This window comes from Hydrophilobacter chitinilyticus (assembly GCF_049860745.1).
Classification (GTDB): domain Bacteria; phylum Pseudomonadota; class Gammaproteobacteria; order Burkholderiales; family Burkholderiaceae_C; genus Rhodoferax_B.
Genome location: NZ_CP187561.1, coordinates 269,938 through 288,525, shown reverse-complemented (window position 1 = coordinate 288,525; position 18,588 = coordinate 269,938). Strand labels below are relative to the sequence as shown.

Here is an 18,588-nt window from a genome sequence, read left to right as displayed (position 1 = left end):
TCAATCGCGCAAGCTCAGAATCTACCCTTATTGGGGGTTTACACAAGCTAAACAGGGAAAACCACAAGCGCCCCGCTGATTCCCCCACCTTGCGCCGCACGCGTCAAATGGCGTTTAGGGAGGTGGTGTCGGTGAATCAGGGCGCGGGTAAGTTGATGTCGCTGACAGCGCGAGGGGCGCCTATGGGCGCCGCGCCCAAGCCCTTGCGCACGTTGGCAATGTCTTCTTCGCTGGGGTAGATACCTTTGACCCAGTAGTCAAAAACACGTCGCGCAATCGGAGCGGCCACGCCAGCGCCCCAACCGGCGTTTTCCACAATCAAGGCCAATGCGATTTGCGGGTTGTCTGCGGGCGCATATGCCATGTACACGCCGTGGTCGCGTTGGCGTTCTTCCATGCGGGCACTGTTGTACTTTTCTTTGGCGCCGATGGTGACGGCCTGCGCCGTACCGGTTTTGCCGCCCGACAAGTACTGCGCACCCGCAAACACTTTGGTCGAGGTGCCCTCTTGCGTCACCCCCACCAGGGCGCGGCGCACGATGTCGACGTTTTGCGGTTTGTAGCCCAGGTTCACCGGCGCAATCTTCTCCACCGGTTCATGTGCGTGGGTGATCGGGTCGATCAGCGACAAACCCAGGTGCGGCTTGTACTGCACACCGTAGTTGACCAGGGTTGCCGTGGCCGAGGCCAACTGCAGCATGGTGAAGTTGTTGTAGCCCTGGCCAATGCCCAAGGAAATGGTTTCGCCCGCATACCACTTCTTTTGTTCGGCACGTTTGTAGGTTTTGCGTTTCCAGTCGGTGCTGGGCAACACGCCGCGCACTTCGCCGTTGACGTCGATGCCGGTGATCTGCCCAAAGCCCAGCGGCTTCATGAAGTCATGGATGGTGTCGACGCCCATGTCGTTCGCCAGCGAGTAGAAGTACACGTTGCTCGAATGGATGATGGCCTTGTTCATGTCGACCGGCCCCAGCGCGATATCGCCGTGGCTGCGGAAAGTGTGTCCACCAAAAGTCCACGAAGCGTTGTCCATGATGATGGTGCCGGGCGCACGTTTGCCGGTTTCCAGCGCTCCCAGTGCCATGAACGGCTTGTAGGTGGAGCCTGGCGGGTAGGTGCCGCGCAGGGCGCGGTTGAGCAACGGCTTGTCGATGGATTCGTTCAGGGCCTGCCAGTTTTCAACGTCGATGCCGTCGACAAACAGATTCGGGTCGAAGGTAGGTTTGCTGACGAAGGCGAGCACCTCGCCGTTCTTCGGGTCGATGGCCACCAGCGCACCGCGCCGGTCGCCGTACAGGTCTTCCACCAGCTTCTGCAGTTTGATGTCTAGCGACAGCACCACCGACTTGCCAGGCGTGGCAGGGTTGCTGGCCAACTTGCGCACCGCGCGCCCGCCTGCCGAGGTTTCCATTTCTTCGGCACCCGCCATGCCGTGCAACTGCGACTCGTAGCTTTGCTCGATGCCGAGCTTGCCGATGTATTCGGTGCCCCGGTAGTTATCGGCTTCATCCGATTCATCGATGCGCTCTTTCTCCGCGCGGTTGATGCGGCCGATATAACCCACCACGTGGCTGGCCAGTTCGCCATAGGGGTAGGTGCGGAACAACCGTGCCTTCACGTCCACGCCAGGGAAGCGGTAGCGCTGCGCCGCGAAACGAGCCACTTCGTCGTCGGTCAGGCGCGAGCGAATCGGCAACGACTCGAAGTTGCGCGAATCTTCCATCAGCTTCTTGAAGCGCTTGCGGTTGCGCGGCTGGATATCGACGATCTTGGAGAGTTCATCGATGGTGTTTTCCAGGTTCTCCACTTTGGAGGGGGTGATCTCCAGCGTGTAGGCCGAGTAGTTGGAAGCCAGCACAACGCCGTTGCGGTCCAGAATCAACCCACGGTTGGGCACCACCGGCACGATGGCGGTGCGGTTGTTTTCGGCTTGATCGCGCAGGTCCTGGTAGCGCACGATCTGCAGATACACCAAGCGCGCCACTACGCCCGAAAACGCCAGCACCACGGCCAAACAGGCCACCAGCACGCGCCGGCGAAAACGCCCAAGCTCGGCCGCGACGTTTTTGAGCTCGGTCATAGCGGCCGATCAGCGTCGGGATTCGGCGCTTTGCGCTGTGGGGCCAACAACAACACACTCACCACCGGCCAGAGCACAGCCTCCAGCACCGGTGCCAGAATCGCTTGCCACCCAGGAAACATGCCGCCGCCCAGCATGCGCAACGCGGCCTCGATCAGGTGCGCGGCCAAAAACAGCGGAAAAACCTGCAACGCCTGTGAAGGCACGCTAAACCACAGCAGTCGGCGGTGAATGGCAATCGCCATATAGGTCAACACCGCATAGGACAACGCGTGCTGGCCCAACAGGGTGGACTGGTGCACGTCCATGCACAAACCATAGACGAAGGCCGTGCCAATACCCACGCGTTGCGGCTGGTGCACCACCCAGAACACCAACAACATGGCGACAAAATCGGGCACCCAGGGCGCACGCCCCCACAGGCCCATGTTGCCAATCATGTTGAGCAACAAAGCCACGACGAGACTGGAGCCAATGAAGATTGGCTTCGCCGGCAGCAGGAGCTGCTGGCCTTGCGGCATGATCATGGCGAACCCCGCAACAAATGCAGCATCGACGGCATCATTTCTTGGCGCCTTTAGCGTGTGAAGCCGGTGCAGAAGCAGGCTTGGCAGGTGCTTTGGCGTCTGCCGCCAGACCCGGCATGTTCACAGCCGTCGGTTGTAGCACGACGACATGCCGAACGCCAGACATCTGCCCCATGGGCTTGCAGTAAATACGCGCAAAAGCCGAGTCGGCGCGCCGGTCGATACGTTCCACTGTGGCCACACGCAAACCACCGGGGTAGACGCCATCGGCGCCGCTGGTGGTCAACATGTCACCCACTTGCACATCGGAGTTGCCCGCCATGAAACGCAGCTCCAGCAAGCCGCTGCTCGTGGCATCGCTGTAGCCATAAGCCACGCCGCGCACACCGGTGCGTGCGTTCACCACCGGAATGGCCTGGTCTTTGTCGACCAACAGCGTGACCTCGCTGACCACCGGGAACACGCGGGTGACTTGCCCCAGAACGCCCGATTCGTCCATCACCGGCGAGCCAGCCTCTACCCCTTGGGCAACACCTTTGTCGATGATGACTTTGCGGGTATAGGCATCAGCCGTGTCGTACAGCACCTCGGCCGCCTGGCTTTGCACGGCCAACTGCTCGCGCAGCGACAGCAATTGGCGCAGCCGTTGGTTTTCTTGTGTGAGTTGCTCCACCTGGCTGGCACGCACCGACTGCAGCGCCAACTTGTGTTCAACGTCATTCACCGCAGCCTGGGCTTTGGACAAGGACTCAAAGTAGCTGCCGCCGCCCTGCACCAGGCGCACCGGGCCCATGGCGAGCCATTGCAGCGGATACAAAGCCGTGGCAATACCTGCCCGCAAGGGCTGAATCAGCTTGAAACGCGCATCCGCCACCATCAGAAACAGGGCCAATGCGCTGAACACCATCAGCTTGGTCAGGGCCGAAGGGCCCTGCTTAAAGAATGGCGGTGGAGTTCGGTCCAGCGTACCGAGTGGCATCGCTGCGCCCCAACGTTATTCGCTGGTGAAAATCGAGCCGCCCAGGCGCTCCATGCGCTCCAGGGCAATGCCGCATCCACGCACCACGCAGGTCAACGGATCTTCGGCCACCAGCACGGGCAAGCCGGTTTCCTCGGCCAGCAGACGGTCCAGGTCGCGCAGCAAAGCGCCGCCGCCGGTCAGCATCATGCCGCGTTCGGCAATGTCTGCGCCCAGTTCGGGAGGCGTTTGTTCCAGCGCGTTTTTAACGGCGGCGACGATGTTGTTCAGCGGGTCGGTCAGGGCTTCGAGGATTTCGTTGCTCGAAATCGTGAAACTGCGTGGCACACCTTCGGAGAGGTTGCGCCCCTTGACTTCCATTTCCTTGACTTCAGAGCCAGGGAAGGCCGAGCCAATTTGCTTCTTGATGGCTTCAGCCGTGGGCTCCCCAATCAACATGCCGTAGTTGCGGCGGATGTAGTTGATGATGGCGTCGTCAAAACGGTCGCCACCCACACGCACGCTACCCTTGTAGACCATGCCGCCGAGCGAGATCACGCCCACTTCGGTGGTACCGCCGCCAATGTCGACCACCATGGAGCCGCTGGCTTCGCTCACCGGCAGGCCTGCGCCAATGGCGGCTGCCATCGGTTCTTCGATCAGGTAAACCTCGGATGCACCTGCGCCCAAGGCCGATTCACGGATGGCACGGCGTTCAACCTGGGTGGAGCCGCAAGGCACACAGATGATGATGCGCGGGCTCGGGCGAAAAATGCCACGAGGATGCACCATCTTGATGAACTGCTTGAGCATTTGCTCGGTGACCGTGAAGTCGGCGATCACGCCGTCTTTCATCGGCCGGATGGCTTCGATGTTGCCGGGCACTTTGCCCAACATGGCCTTGGCTTCTTTACCAACCGCCTGGATCGTCTTTTTGCCTTGGGGACCACCTTCGTGGCGAATGGCCACAACAGACGGTTCGTCGAGCACAATGCCCTTGTCACGTACAACGATCAGGGTGTTGGCAGTGCCAAGGTCGATCGCCAAGTCGGTAGAAATGTACCGACGAAAAGCTCCAAACATGAAATTCCTCTCGGGCGCGATCGGCACTTCGGCAGACCGCCACCACTGTAAAACGGGTAAAAACCTAGATTTTTGATGCTGTTGTGACCGAATTCGCAGCCGTTACACCAAAGGCGGGATAATACCGCATCCCCTGTGAATAACCATTGCCGCCCTGTCGGCAGGCGCAGATTTACCTGTGCTTTTTAATGTAATTTTTTATGGCTCTGACTTCCCAAGATCTTGACCGCATTGCCAATTTGGCAAGGCTGGAGCTTCAACCCTCAGAAAGTGAGCACATGCTCACGCAATTGAACGGGTTCTTTGACATCGTGGAACAGATGCGGGCTGTGGATACCTCGGGTTTAGAACCCCTGGCGCACCCCGTTGCCGTGATCCAAGACATCACTTTGCGCCTGCGCGCCGACGCCGTTTCCGAACCCAACCAGCGCGATCTGAACCAGCAGTCTGCTCCAGCGGTGGAACGCGGCCTGTTCCTGGTTCCCAAAGTGATCGAGTAAGTGAACGAATAAAGCCAACATTTCATGACCTCTGAAGCACACACTTCTTCTGGTGCCACACCAGACCTACACGACCTGACCGTCACCGCGCTGGCAAAACAGTTGCGCGACGGCAAAGTATCGGCCGTTGAAACGGCCCAGCATTTCCTGGCTCGCGCCAAATCCAACGCCGCATTGGGCGCGTTCTTGAACCTCGACGAAGCCGCCACGCTGCAGCAAGCACAAGCCGCCGATACACGTATCGCCGCTGGCACCGCTGGCGCGCTCGAAGGCGTGCCGATCGCGCACAAAGACATCTTCGTCACCAAAGACTTCCCCACCACCGCCGGCTCGAAAATGCTGGAGGGCTACCGCTCGCCGTTTGACGCCACCGTGGTGTCCCGCATGGCGAACCTTGGCGCAGTGACGCTGGGCAAGCTCAACTGCGACGAATTCGCCATGGGCTCGGGCAACGAAAACTCGGCCTACATGCCCGCGTTGAACCCCTGGGACACAACACGTATTCCTGGCGGTTCGTCAGGCGGCAGCGCCGTGGCCGTGGCTGCGCGTTTGGCCCCTGCGGTGACCGGCACCGACACCGGCGGCTCGATTCGCCAGCCGTCGTCGTTCTGCGGCATCACCGGCATCAAACCGACCTACGGCCGTGCCTCGCGCTACGGCATGGTGGCGTTTGCCTCCAGCCTCGACCAAGCCGGCCCCATGGCCCGCACGGCCGAAGACTGCGCGTTGCTGCTCAGCGCCATGTGTGGCCCCGACCTGGACCGCGACTCCACCTCACTCGACGTGCCCGCTGAAGACTACAGCCTGCGCTTGAACGACTCAATCGAAGGCCTGCGCATCGGCCTGCCGAAAGAGTTTTTCGGCGAAGGTCTGTCGGCCGACGTGCGCCAAGCCATCGACGCGGCGTTGAAAGAATACGAAAAGCTCGGCGCCAAGCTGGTCGAGATTTCGTTGCCACGCACCGAGCTGTCCATCCCGGTGTACTACATCATTGCGCCGGCCGAAGCGTCGAGCAACCTGAGCCGTTTTGACGGTGTGAAGTTCGGCCACCGCGCCGACCAATACACCGACCTGCTCGACATGTACAAGAAGAGCCGCGCCCAAGGCTTTGGCGACGAAGTAAAGCGCCGCATCATGATCGGCACCTACGTGCTGAGCCACGGCTACTACGACGCGTATTACCTGCAGGCGCAAAAGATCCGCCGCATGATTGCCGACGACTTCCATCAAGCCTTCACGCAGTGCGACCTGATCGCCGGCCCCGTGGCGCCCACCGTGGCGTGGAAGCTCGGCGCCAAGTCCGACCCGCTGGCCAACTACCTGGCCGACATCTTCACCCTGCCCTCGTCGCTCGCCGGTCTGCCCGGCATGAGCGTGCCCGCAGGTTTGGGTGAAGGCGGCATGCCCGTGGGCTTGCAGCTCATCGGCAACTACCTGCAGGAGTCGCGCTTGCTCAACGCCGCGCACCGTCTGCAGCAAGCCACCGACTTTCACCTTCGCCAACCCTCTGCTTCCAAGCTGGTTTCCTGAATGAACAAACCATCCACCAAAGACAGCAAGTCGACCACCAAGTCGTTGTTGGTGCAGGGCTACGAAGTCGTGATTGGCTTCGAAACCCACACCCAGCTCTCCACCGCGAGCAAGATTTTCAGCCGCGCCTCCACCGCCTTTGGCGCCGAAGCCAACACCCAAGCCTGCGCTGTGGACATGGCCTTGCCCGGCACCCTGCCGGTGATGAACGTGGGCGCTGTCGAGCGCGCCATTGAGTTCGGCCTGTCGGTCGGCGCACACATCGCGCCGCGCAGCATCTTCGCGCGCAAGAACTACTTCTACCCCGACCTGCCCAAGGGCTACCAGATCAGCCAGTTCGAAATTCCGGTGGTGCAAGGCGGCTCGGTGGAGTTCTACCTGGGCGACGAGAAAAAGTCGGTGCGCCTGGTGCGCGCCCACCTGGAAGAAGACGCGGGCAAATCGCTGCACGAAGACTTCATCAACCAGACCGGCATCGACCTGAACCGCGCTGGTACACCACTGCTGGAAATCGTCACCGAGCCCGACATGCGCTCGTCTGCCGAAGCCGTGGCCTACGCCAAAGAGTTGCACAAGATCGTCACCTGGATTGGCATCTGCGACGGCAACATGCAAGAGGGCTCGTTCCGCTGCGATGCCAACGTGTCTGTGCGCAAGCCTGGCGACCCGCTAGGTACCCGCCGCGAAATCAAGAACCTGAACAGCTTCAAGTTCATGCAGCAGGCCATCGATTTCGAAGTGCGCTGGCAAATCGAACAAATCGAAGACGGCCTGGCTATCCAGCAAGCCACCGTGCTGTTCAACCCAGACACGGGTGAGACCCGCGCCATGCGCACCAAGGAAGACGCCGCCGATTACCGCTACTTCCCCGATCCAGACCTACCGCCGCTGGTCATCGCTGAAGAATGGGTAGACCGCGTGCGCAACGCCATGGTCGAGTTGCCGCGTGTGATGGCCGCCCGCTTTGCCAGCGAATACGGCCTGTCCGACTACGACGCCACCATCCTCACGCAAAGCCAGGCCACCAGCAGCTACTTCGAAGCGGCCGCCAAGGCCAGCGGCCAAGCCAAGCTGACCGGCAACTGGATCATGGGTGAGCTGTCACGCCGACTCAACGCCGACGACCTGGCGATCGACCAGTCCCCCGTCAGCGCAGAGCGCCTGGGTCAGTTGATTGCGCGCATTGCCGACGACACCATCTCCAACAACGCGGCACGCCAAGTGTTCGATGCGTTGTGGAGTGATGCGGCGGCGGAGGTCGATGCCGTGATCGAAGCCAAGGGCTTGAAGCAGATGAACGACACCGGCGCGCTGGAAGCCATTGTCGACACCGTGATCGCCGCCAACGCCAAGAACGTGGCCGAGTTCAAGGCCGGCAACGACAAGGCGTTGAACGCGCTGGTCGGCCAAATCATGAAAGCCAGCGCCGGCAAGGCCAACCCAGGCCAGGTGAATACGCTGCTGAGAGCGCGTTTGGGCTGATGCAAACAAAGTTCTAGGCTAGGCATCTGGCCTAGAACTTTGCGCTACGTTGGGCTACTGCCCGCCACCACCCCAGAGCGGCTTCAAGCGCCCGAGTTCTTCGTCAAAACGTTCGTTGATGCGTTTCTTTTCTTCCTGCTGGTCGTCGATGAAGCGCTGCTGCCCGCGCACGCTTTCTTCTTGCTCGGTGATTTGCCGACGCACCTTTGCAGGCGCCTTGCTGGGGTCTTTTTTGTAGAACTCCAACTCGGCATCGATCGCCACGCGCTGTTGGTTCAACTCCACCATGCGTTTGTTGGCCGCGTCGATCACCTCGTCCACCTGCTTAAGCGCGGCCGCACGTTCACGGTCATGCGCGGCACGGTCGGGATAACGCATCAACAGCGCGCGGTTGCGGCGGCGCTCTTCGTTGACGCGCGCGGCCTGCTCGGCTTCTTTGCGCTTTTGCGCTTCGACTTGGTCACGCTCGGCCGCTGTCAAGGACGGGCCAACGGCGCGTTTGGTGGAGCCACTCGGATTGAGCTCACGTTGCTCCCGGTCGAGGCACTCCTGAATGGGCCGGTCCGACGTGAGCTTGCGCCCCTTGGAATCGGTACAGCTGTAAATGCTTTGGGCCTGGGCTATCCCTGCGCAGCCCGCAGCTAACAAGAAAATTGTTCTAAGTTGCACCGTCCAGCCAGCCACACAGCCCCTTAATTTACGCCGTAGCGTTGTCGGTATGCCAGTACACGCGCGTGGTGCGCTCCCAAGTCTGGCGTTTCATGATGGGCGAGATACTGCAACAAATCGTCCAATTTCGCAATCGAACAGACGGCCAACCCGAGCTGATTCTGCACATATTGCACCGCACTGTGCGGCACGTCCTGGCCGTTCTCGGTGGCCATTTCCTGGCGATCCAACGCAATGACCACGGCGTGCGGCGTAGCACCTGCGGCCTGGATGATGGAGATGGATTCACGCACGGCGGTGCCGGCCGACATCACGTCGTCCACCACCAACACACGGCCCTTCAAAGGCGCGCCCACCAGGTTGCCGCCTTCGCCGTGCGCCTTGGCTTCCTTGCGGTTGTAGGCAAACGGCACGTTGCGGCCCAGGCGCGCCAACTCGATGGCGACCGAAGCACCTAGCGGAATGCCCTTGTAGGCAGGCCCAAACACCATGTCAAACTCGATGCCGCTGTCGAGCAGGCGACGTGCGTAGAACGTGGCCAGGCGGCCCAGCTTGGCGCCGTCGTCAAACAGACCCGAGTTGAAAAAGTAGGGGCTCATGCGCCCAGCCTTGGTTTTGAATTCGCCAAAGCGCAACACACCGGAATCGACGGAGAATTGCACAAATTCCTGGGCCAATGCGTCTTGTTCGTTTGGCGTTGCGCTCTGAGCCGCGCCCTTGTTGTCTACCGTCATGGAGAAGTCCTTGTTCAAATTAACCAGCCTTAACCTCAACGGCATCCGCTCCGCCACCACCAAGGGTGTGGAAAAGTGGATTGCTGGTATTGCCCCAGATTGTATTTGTGTGCAAGAAGTGAAAGCCCAGGCCGCCGATGTGGAAGGCAAGTTTGAGCAACTCGCCGGCTTGCAAGGCCACTTTCACTTTGCTCAGAAGAAGGGTTACTCGGGCGTGGGCCTCTACACGCGCCACGCGCCCAGCGAGGTGATCGTGGGCTACGGCTCCACCGAATTTGACGCCGAAGGCCGCTACGTCGAGGCGCGTTTCGACACGCCCAAACGCAAGCTGTCCATCATCAGTTGCTACTTCCCCAGTGGCTCCTCCGGCGAAGAGCGCCAGCAGGCCAAGTTCCGTTTTCTGGCGGAATTTTTGCCGCACCTCACCGAATTGAAGCGCACACGTGAGTTCATCTTGTGCGGCGACGTCAACATCGCCCACCGCGAAATCGACTTGAAGAACTGGCGCAGCAACCAGAAGAACAGCGGTTTCACGCCCGAAGAACGCAGCTGGATGACCCACCTGCTGGCCCGCGCCGACCTTGACCCGTTGGCCGCCAAAGGCCTGGGCCTGATCGACGTGTACCGCCAACTGCACCCCGACACCACCGACACCAGCTACACGTGGTGGAGCAACCGTGGCCAGGCCTACGCCAACAACGTAGGTTGGCGCCTCGACTACCACCTGGCCACCAAGGGCGTGGCCGACAAGGCGCTCAACGCGTCGATCTACAAGGACGAGAAGTTCTCCGACCACGCGCCGCTGACGATCGAGTACGACTGGAGCATTTAAAAGCTTCTAAGCGCCTACGATTGCGCCGATGAGGACGACGTGCCAATCTTGCGCCGCAGCCAGCGCAGCACGGTGCCCAAGAGCGGCAGCTTCTCGTACAACTCGGCCGCCGCGTCCCAGTAGTCGCGGTGGTACTGGATGCGCCCCGCAGGGCTCAAGCGCAGGTGGCTGCTGCCATGTACGTTTTGCGGCCGGCCGCGCAGGCTGAAGCTGAAGTCCCAGATGAGGAAACACTGGTTGCCGTCGACCAACACGTCCAACACCTTGAAGCGCGGCGCCTCCAAGCCATCGAACATGTGCTGGTACACCGCCTGAATGGCGGGCAGGCCACGCACTTCGTTGAATGGGTCTTTGAAGTAGGCCTGGCGGTCGTAATACAGGTGCAGCCGGTCCACGTCCGAGGGTTTCATGTGCTCGAACATCGTCACGATCAATTTGACGCGTGGGTCCATCTTCAAAGTCCTCAGAGTCCGGTGATGCGGTGCACCGCGCGAAAGTAGAGCCCATACGGCAGCAGGCGCATGAACTTGAGCCAGCGCGTAAAACGTTTCGGAAAGTGGATTTCAAAACGCCCTGCGGCCCAGCCGTCCATGATGGCCTGCGCGGCCTCTTCGGGGCTGATGAGCGCGGGCATTTTGAAGTCGTTGCCCGCAGTGAGCGGCGTGGCCACAAAGCCTGGGTGCACCACCGACACGCCTAGCCCCTCAGGCGCCAGATCCAAATACAGTGACTCGGCCAAGTGGGTGAGTGCAGCCTTCGTCGGGCCGTACGCCATCGACTTGGGCAAGGCGCGGTAGCCCGCCACGCTCGACACCAAACTGATGTGCCCGCCCTGCCCCGCTTTCGCCTGGCGCAGCAGTTGCGGCAGCACCGCGTCCAGTAAATTCAACGCGCCCACGTAGTTGATGTATATGTGGCGCAGGGCCTCGTTCAGTGAGAACTGTTGGGCTCTCATGTTTTGATAGTGGCCTGCGCAATAGATACAAGCGTCAATCTGCTTTTTGAGCACCAAAATTTCGGCTACTGCGGTGCGCAACGCGGCGGCGTCTTGCACGTCTAGCGGCAGGGCCAGGCAACCACGATGGGTTTCCGCAAACTCTTGCAGCACATCGGCATTGCGCGCCGACACCACCACGCGTGCGCCCGCTGCGTGCAGCGCCTTCGCCAGCGCCAGCCCGATGCCGCTGGACGCGCCCACGACCCACACCGTTTTGTCGCGCCAGTGGTGCAATAAAGGGTTGTTTGCCATGGTGCGATTTTTAGAGCTTGGTGAACGACAACGTGATGTCGCCCACATGGATGCCGAACTTGGTCATCTTGGTTTTGTTGAGCATGATCTTGTCGTCCATCAGGTACATCCAGTCGTCGAAATCGACGTCGTATACCGTGGTGCCCACCGGGACTTGCAAGGTGTAGCGCCAGCGCAAGACGTTGCCTGCGGCTTCGCCGCGCGCCTCGCCCACCACGTCGTCGGCACGGCCGGTGTATTGGCCGCCGCCGAGATGGCGCAGGCGCCACACGCGGCGCTGGATTTCGCCGTCGCTGTATAAAAAGTCTTCTTCCAGCGTGCCGTCGTCGCCTTGCCAGGTGCCTTTGAGCTGCACGGTAAAACGTCGCAGCACCTTGCCTGCGCGGTCGGTCACCAAGCCATAGGCGACGAGCTGTCCATTGAAGTACTGGCGCAGGTCGAGCACCGGTTTTTGGTCGGCGTAGTCGGCCGGTGTGGGCGCGGACGCACAGCCCGACAGCAACAGCGCAGCACCGCCCGCAACCAGCAGGCCACGGCGATTGAGGTAGGGGCGCATTACGTTGGAGCGCATAAGGCCTCCTTTTGATGTTGGATGAACAGGCGGTACAGCAAGACTGCAGCGCCGAGCTTTAAAACACAGGGCAACACGCAATAGGCTAGGGTCAACGCGTGCAGCGCCTGCGGGTCGCGCTGGCCTGGCGTGTAGCCCAGCCCTTGCAGCAGCGGCAAGGCCAAGCCTGCGGCCACGGCCAAGTTGAGCTTGGTGGCAAAGTTCCACCAGCCGAAGAAAGCGCCCTCGGCGTGTCCCGCCAATCCCGCGCGTTGCACCACCCGCGTCAGCATGGCGCCCGGAATGGCGAGGTCGGCACCCAGGGCCACACCGCTACCCAGGCAGACCAGCAGAAAACCCATTTGGTCACCAGCCGAGAGCAGCGCCGCCCAGCCGAAACTGACCACCGCCAGCAGCATGGCTGAACCCCAAGCACGCGCCTGGCCTACACGCGCCACCCTGCGCAACCACAGCGGCAACGAAAGCGCGGCGGCCACAAAATAACTCGCCAAATAAAGCGCTTCAGACTGCGGGGTTTGCAAACGGTCGCGCACAAAAAACAGCAACAGCGTGGCGGGAATAGCCGCCGCAATGCCGTTGAGTAAAAACACCGCCAGCAGCGGCTTGAAGCCTGGTGTGCGCCAAGCCAGACCGGCGTCATGCATGCCGGGTTGTGCCACATGCTCGGCCCTTGGCGCGCGGCGTAACAGCGCCAGCCCCACCAACAGGCTGATGGCCAAAGCTGCGCTGGTGATACCCAAGCCCGCCAACGAGGGCAACACACTGGCGCACAACACACCCGCCAGAGCCATGCCCTCGCGCCAGGCCACCACGCGGGTTTGCTGCACGCCGTCGCCGCCCAGCCGGGCACCCCAAGCCTGGTGCATCACACTCAGCACGCTGTAGCCCAGGTAGGTGAACAGTAACGCCACCGTGCACCAAGCCAACAGCCCTGCTTGGCTGAGAGCAGGTGGGAAGAACAACAACACAAAGCTGATGGCCAGCAGCAGTGCAGCCACAGCCATGGGGCGTAACGGAGTGGCAGTGCTGAGCCAGCCATCGGCCAGGCGGCCCATCCACGGGTCGACCAGCGCATCGGCCAAACGCGCGCCCAGCAGCACCAGGCCTAACGCGGCCAGTGGCACACCGTAGTTTTGCGCGTAATACGCGGGTAGCGTGACGTAGAGCGGTAGCGCCACAAACGCCAGCGCAAAGCCGAGCGTGCCGTAGCTTAGGCCGTCTCTCTTTTTCATGACGGCAACCCCAACAGCTTTTTGCGCAGCGCAGGCTCAGACGTTTGCGGCGCCAGCCAGATGCCGAAGAACAAGCGACTGAACAGTGGGTCGGCCACGCTGCGCGAGGGTTTGCCGTTGACCCAAAACGCGGCGCCCACGGCGGGGTCGTGGCGGCCGCTGATGCGGTCGCCCTCTTTCACATCGGGGAACGCGGCCTCCATCTCGACCAGCCAGCGCTGCCCCGTGGCGTCGTCAATGGTTTGCTGGCGGCGCATTTCTTCGAGCGAGCGTTTGGCGATTTCCTTACCTTGCAGGCTGCGCGCATAGGTGAGTTCCAGCGCCAACGGTTGCGACCACCACTGCGGGCCCACAGGGGTAGGTGCCCACAAGCGAATGTCGTAGACCAGCAGGCCGAAGAAGCGCAGTTGCCCCTCGCCCTGCAGTGGCCAGCCTGCCAACGCTGCCGGTTGCGCGCGCAAGCTCAGCGGCAATGCGGCCAACGCCGCCAAGCCCATGAGCGTGCGCCGCCGGTGCATGTCAGTCTCGCACCAGGGTGAACTGCATGACGTTGGTGTTGCCCGCCGCAAATGCCGCTTCGCAGTACGCCAGGTAGAACTCCCACAGCCGCATGAAGCGGGTGTCGAAGCCCAGTTGCCGCACCTCGGCATCGCGGTGCATGAAGTCTTCGCGCCAGCGGCGCAGGGTCTCGGCGTAGTCCAGGCCAAACGCCAGCTCGTTAACCACGAGCAGGCCGGCCTTTTCGGCTTGCGCACGGAACACGCTAGGGCTGGGCAGCATGCCGCCCGGAAAGATGTACTGCTGGATGAAGTCGCTGGAGCGGGTGTAGCGCTCGAACAGGTCGTCCCGGATGGTGATGCTTTGGATGCAGGCGCGGCCGCCGGGCTTGAGCTGCTGATGCACGGTTTGGAAGTAGCCGTCCCAATAGGCGCGGCCCACGGCCTCGAACATTTCGATCGACACCACGGCATCGAACGCGGGCTCCTGGATGTCGCGGTAGTCTTGCAAGCGCAACTCGGCCTGGTCTTGCAAGCCGGCATCGGCCAAGCGCTTTTGCCCCCACGCCAACTGTTCGCTCGACAGCGTGACGCCGGTGAGCTTGGCGCCGAAGTCGCGCGCCGCACATTCGGCTAACGCGCCCCAACCGCAGCCGATTTCCAGCACACGCTGGCCCGGCGCCACGTTGCATTCGCGCAGCGCGCGTTGCATCTTGGCTTGCTGTGCCTCGCCCATGGGGCGGTGCAGGTCGCCATCGAACCAGGCGCTGGAGTAGTTCATGCTCGGGTCGAGCCACAGCTTGTAGAAGTGATTACCCAGGTCGTAATGGGCGTGGATGTTTTTGCGGCTTCCCGCGCGGCTGTTGCGGTTCAGCCAGTGCTGTACGCGGTGCGCGAGCGCGCCTAGCCAACTGCCGTAGACCACTTCCTCCAGCGCTTCGCGGTTACGCACAAACACCTCCAGCAACGCGCGCAGGTCGGGCGTGCTCCAGTGGCCGGCCACAAAACTCTCGGCAAAACCGATGTCGCCGGAGCGCAGCGCTGCTGTGCAGACGGCCCAGTCCTTGATGCGGATGGCGGCGCGTGGGCCTTCGGCACCGCCGAAGTGCGCCGCGCCACCATCGGGCAACTGCACATCAATGCTGCCGTACTGCAGCCGCGCCAACAGTTTGAACACGGTACGCGCGGCGGCGGGGGCACCTTCAGGAAGGCGAAACGAGGAAGTGAGGGTGGAAGAATTCATAACCATACAGCGTCAGTTCGCGCAGCCTCAACGAGTCAAAAAATGGTGTGGTGCCACAGGCTTGCCAAAAAACGGCGTGCGTTTAACCCACAGGCGCAAGGCCTGCCAGTGGATGCGTGCCATCAGCATCAGGCTGAAAGCGGGCAGCGCCCAAAAGGCCGCGCGCGCAGAAGTTGGCGTGAGCTGCTGCAAGCGGCCGGAAATGCTGGTGAGCAGCAGCGGGCCGGTGGCATCGTCATGGTCGATGCGCGCCACGGTGCGGTCGCCGCTGTGCAAGAAGCGAAAGCGGTAGCCGCCCTCCACCGCACAGAAGGGCGAAACGTGGAACACTTTGGCGGCGGTAAGTTCGCGGCCATAGGCCAGCGCGGGCCCGGTCAGCAGATAACAGTGACGCTCGCCGAAGGTGTTGTTGACCTCCACCACAATGGCCGCCAACGCGCCATCCACGCGGTGGCAATACCAAAAGCTCACCGGCTTAAAGGCGTAGCCGAGCACTCGGGGGAAGCAATGCAGCCAGACCTCACCGGTAGCATCGGTGATGCCTTCTCTGGCCAGCAAGGCATCAAACCAGGCCAGCGCATCGGGGCCGCCATCGCCATGGTCGGCATCGTGAAAACTCAGCCAGCCCCAGCCATTGCGGTTCAACGCGGCACACGCTTGGGCACGCAGTGTGCGCATGGGCAACATGAGGAAGTAGCTGTTGTAGCGGAACCGATGCACGCGCGGCCGCAGCCGCTTGTGCAGCACCGGGCCGCGGCCGATCAACGCCTGGGCAGGCCGGTCGGCCATGGGTGTCATCGACTTCATGGATGTCATGAAAGTCCCCTGCGTTGCAAGGCCAGCGAGGCTGCCACTTTTTGGGCCACACGCAGGCCCGATAACAAGCCATCTTCGTGAAAGCCATAACGCGTCCAGGCGCCGCAGAACCAGACGTTGCCGTTGCCCTGGATATCGCCCAGGCGTTGCTGCGCCTGGATGGCGGCCTGGTCGAACACCGGGTGTGCATAGTCGTATTCGCCCAGCACCTTGACGGCAGAGGGCTCGCGTACCGGGTTCAACGACACCACCGTGGGCTGCTGCCAGGGCAGCGGCTGCAAGCGGTTCAGCAGGTAATGCAGGCACACGGCCTGGCTCTCTTGCCCGCCCGCGCCGCGCTCGTAGTTCCACGCGGCCCAGGTGCGGCGGTGGTGCGGCAACAGCGATGTGTCGGTGTGCAGCACCGCACGGTTCTGGTGGTAGCGCACGGCGCCCAAAATTTGCTGCTCTTCGCGCGAGGCATCCGATAACAAGCGCAGCGATTGGTCGCTGTGGCTGGCTAGCACCACGGCATCAAAATGCTCCACGCCTTGAGCGGTGCGCAGCATCACGCCATCGGGCTGGCGTTGCACGCCGAGCACGGGCGTGTTCAGCCGCCTCTCGGTGATCTTGGGCAGCATCTTGTCGACATAGTGGCGCGCCCCACCGCGCACGGTAAACCACTGCGGCCGGTTGGCTACCTGCAGCAGACCATGGTTGTGGCAGAAGCGGATCAACGTTTGGATGGGGAACTGCAGCATCTGCGACGTGGGGCACGACCAGATGCAGGCCACCATCGGCAGCAAATACCAATCGCGAAACTCGGCACTGAAGCCGTGCGCCTGCAGAAACTCGCCAATGGGCTGGGCTAGTTCTGCTTCTTGTCCTTCTTCCGCCAGCGCGGCGGTGATGCGGTTGAACCGCAGCAGGTCGCGCAGCATGCGCCAGAAGCCGGGGCGCAGCATGTTGCTGCGTTGCGAAAACACGCTGTTGAGGTTGCTACCGCTCCACTCCAGCCCTTCGTGGCCTAATAAGTGTGGAAGCTGCACCGAGAACGACATTTCGCTAGCCACCGTCTCCACGCCCAACTGCGCAAACAGCTGGATCAGCAGCGGATAGGTGCGTTCGTTGAACACCAAAAAGCCGGTATCGACACCGCAACGGTGGCCCTCCAACGCCACGTCTACCGTGTGCGTGTGGCCGCCGAAATAGACACCCGCTTCATACAACGTGACCCGCGCTTGCTGGCTCAGCGTCCAGGCGGTAGACAAACCCGCGATGCCCGAACCCACCACTGCCACGCGCGGCTGATAACCCGCACCAGCCCAGCCGGCTCGCTGGCCGAGACCCAGCAAATAGGCGGACAACCCCACTGCATGCGCTGCCGGGCCTTGGGTTTGCGGCACGCGAGAAGCGGTCAGCGCCTGTGCGCCTTCAGCCACGGCCGGCTGCCCCGGTATGGCGCCAGCACGCCCCATGGTGGGCGACAATGCGGGAATTCTGTTCATGCTTTGTCCTAGTCAAACTGGCTTTGTGACGCTATATTAAGTAAAAATTCATGTTTTGTCTCATGTTTGTCCAAGACAAACTACCCTTAATGGCAAACCAATACCCGCTTCAACCCGCCCACGCGAGGTGCCCCCATGGCTGACTCCGCCGCTTTGCTGGGGATTGCGGCGGTGGAGCGCGACACCGGCATCAGCAAAGACAGCCTGCGCATGTGGGAGCGGCGCTACCAGTTCCCGCAGCCGCAGCGCGACGCGCAAGGCGAGCGCGCGTACCCGTTGGAGCAGGTGCACAAGCTGCGGCTCATCAAACGCCTGCTCGACCTGGGCCACCGCGCCGGGCGGCTGGTGCCTACCGATGTCGACAGCCTGCAAGCCCTGCTGGCGCAAGCGCAGCAGCAAAGCTTTGGCACGGCCCCCGCGCGGCCGGAGCTCACGCCGTTTTTGGATGACTTGCGCGCTCATGACGTGGACGGCCTGCGGCGCAAGCTGACCCAAGCGCTGCTGCGCTCGGGTGTGGGAGATGGGGTGATTTCGCTCATTGCACCGCTGACTACGCAAGTGGGCGAACTTTGGATGCGCGGCGAGCTACAAGTTTTTGAAGAACACATCTACAGCGAGTCGCTGCAGCTGGTTTTGCGCCAAGCCATTCTGAGCATGCCGCAGTTGGCGCGCCACGAGCGCCCGCGCGTCTTGCTGACTACGCTGCCAGACGAACAACACGGCCTGGGCCTGCTGATGGCCGAAGCCCTGATGGCGCTGGAGGGCTGCGAGTGCCTGTCGCTGGGTGTGCAAACCCCCGTGGCCGACATCGTGCTGGCCGCCGCTGCGCACCGCGCCGATATCGTCGCTTTAAGCTTTAGCGGCTACCTGGCGCCCAACCAGGTGACCGAATCCTTGGGCGCATTGCGCGCGCAGTTGCCCGCAGCGGTGGAGCTATGGGCGGGCGGCAACAGCGCCGCATTGCAAAAGCGCAGCGGCCACGCACGGCTGCTGCACGTGACCCAGTTGACGCAGATTGCCGAGCAGGTGCAACGCTGGCGGGCCGAGGTCACCACTGCATAGCAGCGTAGGGCGATACAAAGCGCAACGGTTTCGGCG

The 18,588-nt window shown here is 62.0% G+C and carries 19 protein-coding genes; 5 read left to right on the top strand and 14 right to left on the bottom strand.

Annotated features, from left to right (window positions below; translation table 11 throughout):
• Window positions 1-136 precede the first annotated feature (136 nt).
• From mrdA to ACPWMG_RS01330, 4 genes are read right to left on the bottom strand one after another with little or no spacing between them, the layout of a single operon-like run.
• Window positions 137-2,080, bottom strand: a complete 1,944-nt coding sequence (gene mrdA, locus ACPWMG_RS01345) for a penicillin-binding protein 2 (RefSeq protein ID WP_483302873.1) — start codon at window positions 2,078-2,080, stop codon at window positions 137-139.
• Window positions 2,077-2,607 (bottom strand): rod shape-determining protein MreD, encoded by a 531-nt coding sequence (gene mreD, locus ACPWMG_RS01340; protein ID WP_483302872.1) that lies wholly within the window; start codon window positions 2,605-2,607, stop codon window positions 2,077-2,079. The genes mrdA and mreD overlap by 4 nt, the downstream gene beginning before the upstream one ends.
• A 34-nt stretch (window positions 2,608-2,641) precedes the next feature.
• The gene (gene mreC, locus ACPWMG_RS01335) at window positions 2,642-3,586 is read right to left on the bottom strand and encodes a rod shape-determining protein MreC (protein ID WP_483302871.1); all 945 of its coding nucleotides are present in this window, start codon (window positions 3,584-3,586) and stop codon (window positions 2,642-2,644) included.
• 15 nt (window positions 3,587-3,601) lie between these two features.
• Window positions 3,602-4,648, bottom strand: a complete 1,047-nt coding sequence (locus ACPWMG_RS01330) for a rod shape-determining protein (RefSeq protein ID WP_483302870.1) — start codon at window positions 4,646-4,648, stop codon at window positions 3,602-3,604.
• A gap of 200 nt (window positions 4,649-4,848) precedes the next feature.
• On the opposite strand from ACPWMG_RS01330, the gene gatC reads away from it, so the two are divergent.
• From gatC to gatB, 3 genes are read left to right on the top strand one after another with little or no spacing between them, the layout of a single operon-like run.
• A complete protein-coding gene (gatC, locus tag ACPWMG_RS01325; RefSeq protein WP_483302869.1) occupies window positions 4,849-5,148 on the top strand; it encodes an Asp-tRNA(Asn)/Glu-tRNA(Gln) amidotransferase subunit GatC in 300 nt (99 codons plus the stop codon).
• Between the two features lie 24 nt (window positions 5,149-5,172).
• The gene (gene gatA, locus ACPWMG_RS01320; protein ID WP_483302868.1) at window positions 5,173-6,678 is read left to right on the top strand and encodes an Asp-tRNA(Asn)/Glu-tRNA(Gln) amidotransferase subunit GatA; all 1,506 of its coding nucleotides are present in this window, start codon (window positions 5,173-5,175) and stop codon (window positions 6,676-6,678) included.
• Complete coding sequence (gene gatB, locus ACPWMG_RS01315) at window positions 6,679-8,160, top strand: Asp-tRNA(Asn)/Glu-tRNA(Gln) amidotransferase subunit GatB (RefSeq protein ID WP_483302867.1); 1,482 nt, start codon at window positions 6,679-6,681, stop codon at window positions 8,158-8,160.
• 54 nt (window positions 8,161-8,214) lie between these two features.
• Here gatB and ACPWMG_RS01310 read toward each other — a convergent pair whose 3' ends face one another.
• Both ACPWMG_RS01310 and pyrE read right to left on the bottom strand, forming a co-directional pair.
• Window positions 8,215-8,808, bottom strand: a complete 594-nt coding sequence (locus ACPWMG_RS01310; RefSeq protein WP_483302866.1) for a DUF4124 domain-containing protein — start codon at window positions 8,806-8,808, stop codon at window positions 8,215-8,217.
• 44 nt (window positions 8,809-8,852) lie between these two features.
• A complete protein-coding gene (pyrE, locus tag ACPWMG_RS01305) occupies window positions 8,853-9,563 on the bottom strand; it encodes an orotate phosphoribosyltransferase (protein ID WP_483302865.1) in 711 nt (236 codons plus the stop codon).
• Between the two features lie 10 nt (window positions 9,564-9,573).
• Between pyrE and ACPWMG_RS01300 the strand changes: the two genes are divergently transcribed.
• The gene (locus ACPWMG_RS01300; protein ID WP_483302864.1) at window positions 9,574-10,395 is read left to right on the top strand and encodes an exodeoxyribonuclease III; all 822 of its coding nucleotides are present in this window, start codon (window positions 9,574-9,576) and stop codon (window positions 10,393-10,395) included.
• A gap of 14 nt (window positions 10,396-10,409) precedes the next feature.
• Here ACPWMG_RS01300 and ACPWMG_RS01295 read toward each other — a convergent pair whose 3' ends face one another.
• From ACPWMG_RS01295 to ACPWMG_RS01260, 8 genes are read right to left on the bottom strand one after another with little or no spacing between them, the layout of a single operon-like run.
• The gene (locus ACPWMG_RS01295; RefSeq protein WP_483302863.1) at window positions 10,410-10,847 is read right to left on the bottom strand and encodes a nuclear transport factor 2 family protein; all 438 of its coding nucleotides are present in this window, start codon (window positions 10,845-10,847) and stop codon (window positions 10,410-10,412) included.
• An 11-nt stretch (window positions 10,848-10,858) separates the two neighbouring features.
• Window positions 10,859-11,644 carry an SDR family NAD(P)-dependent oxidoreductase gene (locus ACPWMG_RS01290; RefSeq protein ID WP_483302862.1) on the bottom strand — a complete coding sequence of 262 codons (786 nt, stop codon included), beginning with the start codon at window positions 11,642-11,644 and terminating at the stop codon, window positions 10,859-10,861.
• Between the two features lie 10 nt (window positions 11,645-11,654).
• The gene (locus ACPWMG_RS01285; RefSeq protein ID WP_483302861.1) at window positions 11,655-12,215 is read right to left on the bottom strand and encodes a DUF3833 domain-containing protein; all 561 of its coding nucleotides are present in this window, start codon (window positions 12,213-12,215) and stop codon (window positions 11,655-11,657) included.
• Window positions 12,200-13,447, bottom strand: coding sequence for an MFS transporter (locus ACPWMG_RS01280; protein WP_483302860.1), 1,248 nt, complete (start codon window positions 13,445-13,447; stop codon window positions 12,200-12,202). The genes ACPWMG_RS01285 and ACPWMG_RS01280 overlap by 16 nt, the downstream gene beginning before the upstream one ends.
• Window positions 13,444-13,965 (bottom strand): chalcone isomerase family protein, encoded by a 522-nt coding sequence (locus ACPWMG_RS01275; protein ID WP_483302859.1) that lies wholly within the window; start codon window positions 13,963-13,965, stop codon window positions 13,444-13,446. Before ACPWMG_RS01275 ends, ACPWMG_RS01280 begins: the two co-directional genes overlap by 4 nt.
• A 1-nt stretch (window position 13,966) precedes the next feature.
• A complete protein-coding gene (locus ACPWMG_RS01270; RefSeq protein ID WP_483302858.1) occupies window positions 13,967-15,187 on the bottom strand; it encodes a class I SAM-dependent methyltransferase in 1,221 nt (406 codons plus the stop codon).
• A 27-nt stretch (window positions 15,188-15,214) separates the two neighbouring features.
• Window positions 15,215-16,003, bottom strand: coding sequence for a DUF1365 domain-containing protein (locus ACPWMG_RS01265; protein ID WP_483302857.1), 789 nt, complete (start codon window positions 16,001-16,003; stop codon window positions 15,215-15,217).
• Entirely contained in the window at window positions 16,000-17,490 is a 1,491-nt protein-coding gene (locus ACPWMG_RS01260) for an NAD(P)/FAD-dependent oxidoreductase (RefSeq protein WP_483302856.1), read from the bottom strand. Before ACPWMG_RS01260 ends, ACPWMG_RS01265 begins: the two co-directional genes overlap by 4 nt.
• Window positions 17,491-17,625: 135 nt before the next feature.
• Here ACPWMG_RS01260 and ACPWMG_RS01255 point away from each other — a divergent pair, with 135 nt between their 5' ends.
• A complete protein-coding gene (locus ACPWMG_RS01255) occupies window positions 17,626-18,552 on the top strand; it encodes a MerR family transcriptional regulator (protein WP_483302855.1) in 927 nt (308 codons plus the stop codon).
• Window positions 18,553-18,588 lie beyond the last annotated feature (36 nt).

Bases quoted from the DNA above. Each gene is read 5' to 3' on its own strand.
- mrdA (WP_483302873.1), bottom strand. From the start codon at position 2,080: ATGACCGAGCTCAAAAACGTCGCGGCCGAGCTTGGGCGTTTTCGCCGG.
- mreD (WP_483302872.1), bottom strand. From the start codon at position 2,607: ATGATCATGCCGCAAGGCCAGCAGCTCCTGCTGCCGGCGAAGCCAATC.
- mreC (WP_483302871.1), bottom strand. From the start codon at position 3,586: ATGCCACTCGGTACGCTGGACCGAACTCCACCGCCATTCTTTAAGCAG.
- ACPWMG_RS01330 (WP_483302870.1), bottom strand. From the start codon at position 4,648: ATGTTTGGAGCTTTTCGTCGGTACATTTCTACCGACTTGGCGATCGAC.
- gatC (WP_483302869.1), top strand. From the start codon at position 4,849: ATGGCTCTGACTTCCCAAGATCTTGACCGCATTGCCAATTTGGCAAGG.
- gatA (WP_483302868.1), top strand. From the start codon at position 5,173: ATGACCTCTGAAGCACACACTTCTTCTGGTGCCACACCAGACCTACAC.
- gatB (WP_483302867.1), top strand. From the start codon at position 6,679: ATGAACAAACCATCCACCAAAGACAGCAAGTCGACCACCAAGTCGTTG.
- pyrE (WP_483302865.1), bottom strand. From the start codon at position 9,563: ATGACGGTAGACAACAAGGGCGCGGCTCAGAGCGCAACGCCAAACGAA.
- ACPWMG_RS01295 (WP_483302863.1), bottom strand. From the start codon at position 10,847: ATGGACCCACGCGTCAAATTGATCGTGACGATGTTCGAGCACATGAAA.
- ACPWMG_RS01290 (WP_483302862.1), bottom strand. From the start codon at position 11,644: ATGGCAAACAACCCTTTATTGCACCACTGGCGCGACAAAACGGTGTGG.
- ACPWMG_RS01285 (WP_483302861.1), bottom strand. From the start codon at position 12,215: ATGCGCTCCAACGTAATGCGCCCCTACCTCAATCGCCGTGGCCTGCTG.
- ACPWMG_RS01280 (WP_483302860.1), bottom strand. From the start codon at position 13,447: ATGAAAAAGAGAGACGGCCTAAGCTACGGCACGCTCGGCTTTGCGCTG.
- ACPWMG_RS01275 (WP_483302859.1), bottom strand. From the start codon at position 13,965: ATGCACCGGCGGCGCACGCTCATGGGCTTGGCGGCGTTGGCCGCATTG.
- ACPWMG_RS01270 (WP_483302858.1), bottom strand. From the start codon at position 15,187: ATGAATTCTTCCACCCTCACTTCCTCGTTTCGCCTTCCTGAAGGTGCC.
- ACPWMG_RS01265 (WP_483302857.1), bottom strand. From the start codon at position 16,003: ATGACATCCATGAAGTCGATGACACCCATGGCCGACCGGCCTGCCCAG.
- ACPWMG_RS01260 (WP_483302856.1), bottom strand. From the start codon at position 17,490: ATGAACAGAATTCCCGCATTGTCGCCCACCATGGGGCGTGCTGGCGCC.
- ACPWMG_RS01255 (WP_483302855.1), top strand. From the start codon at position 17,626: ATGGCTGACTCCGCCGCTTTGCTGGGGATTGCGGCGGTGGAGCGCGAC.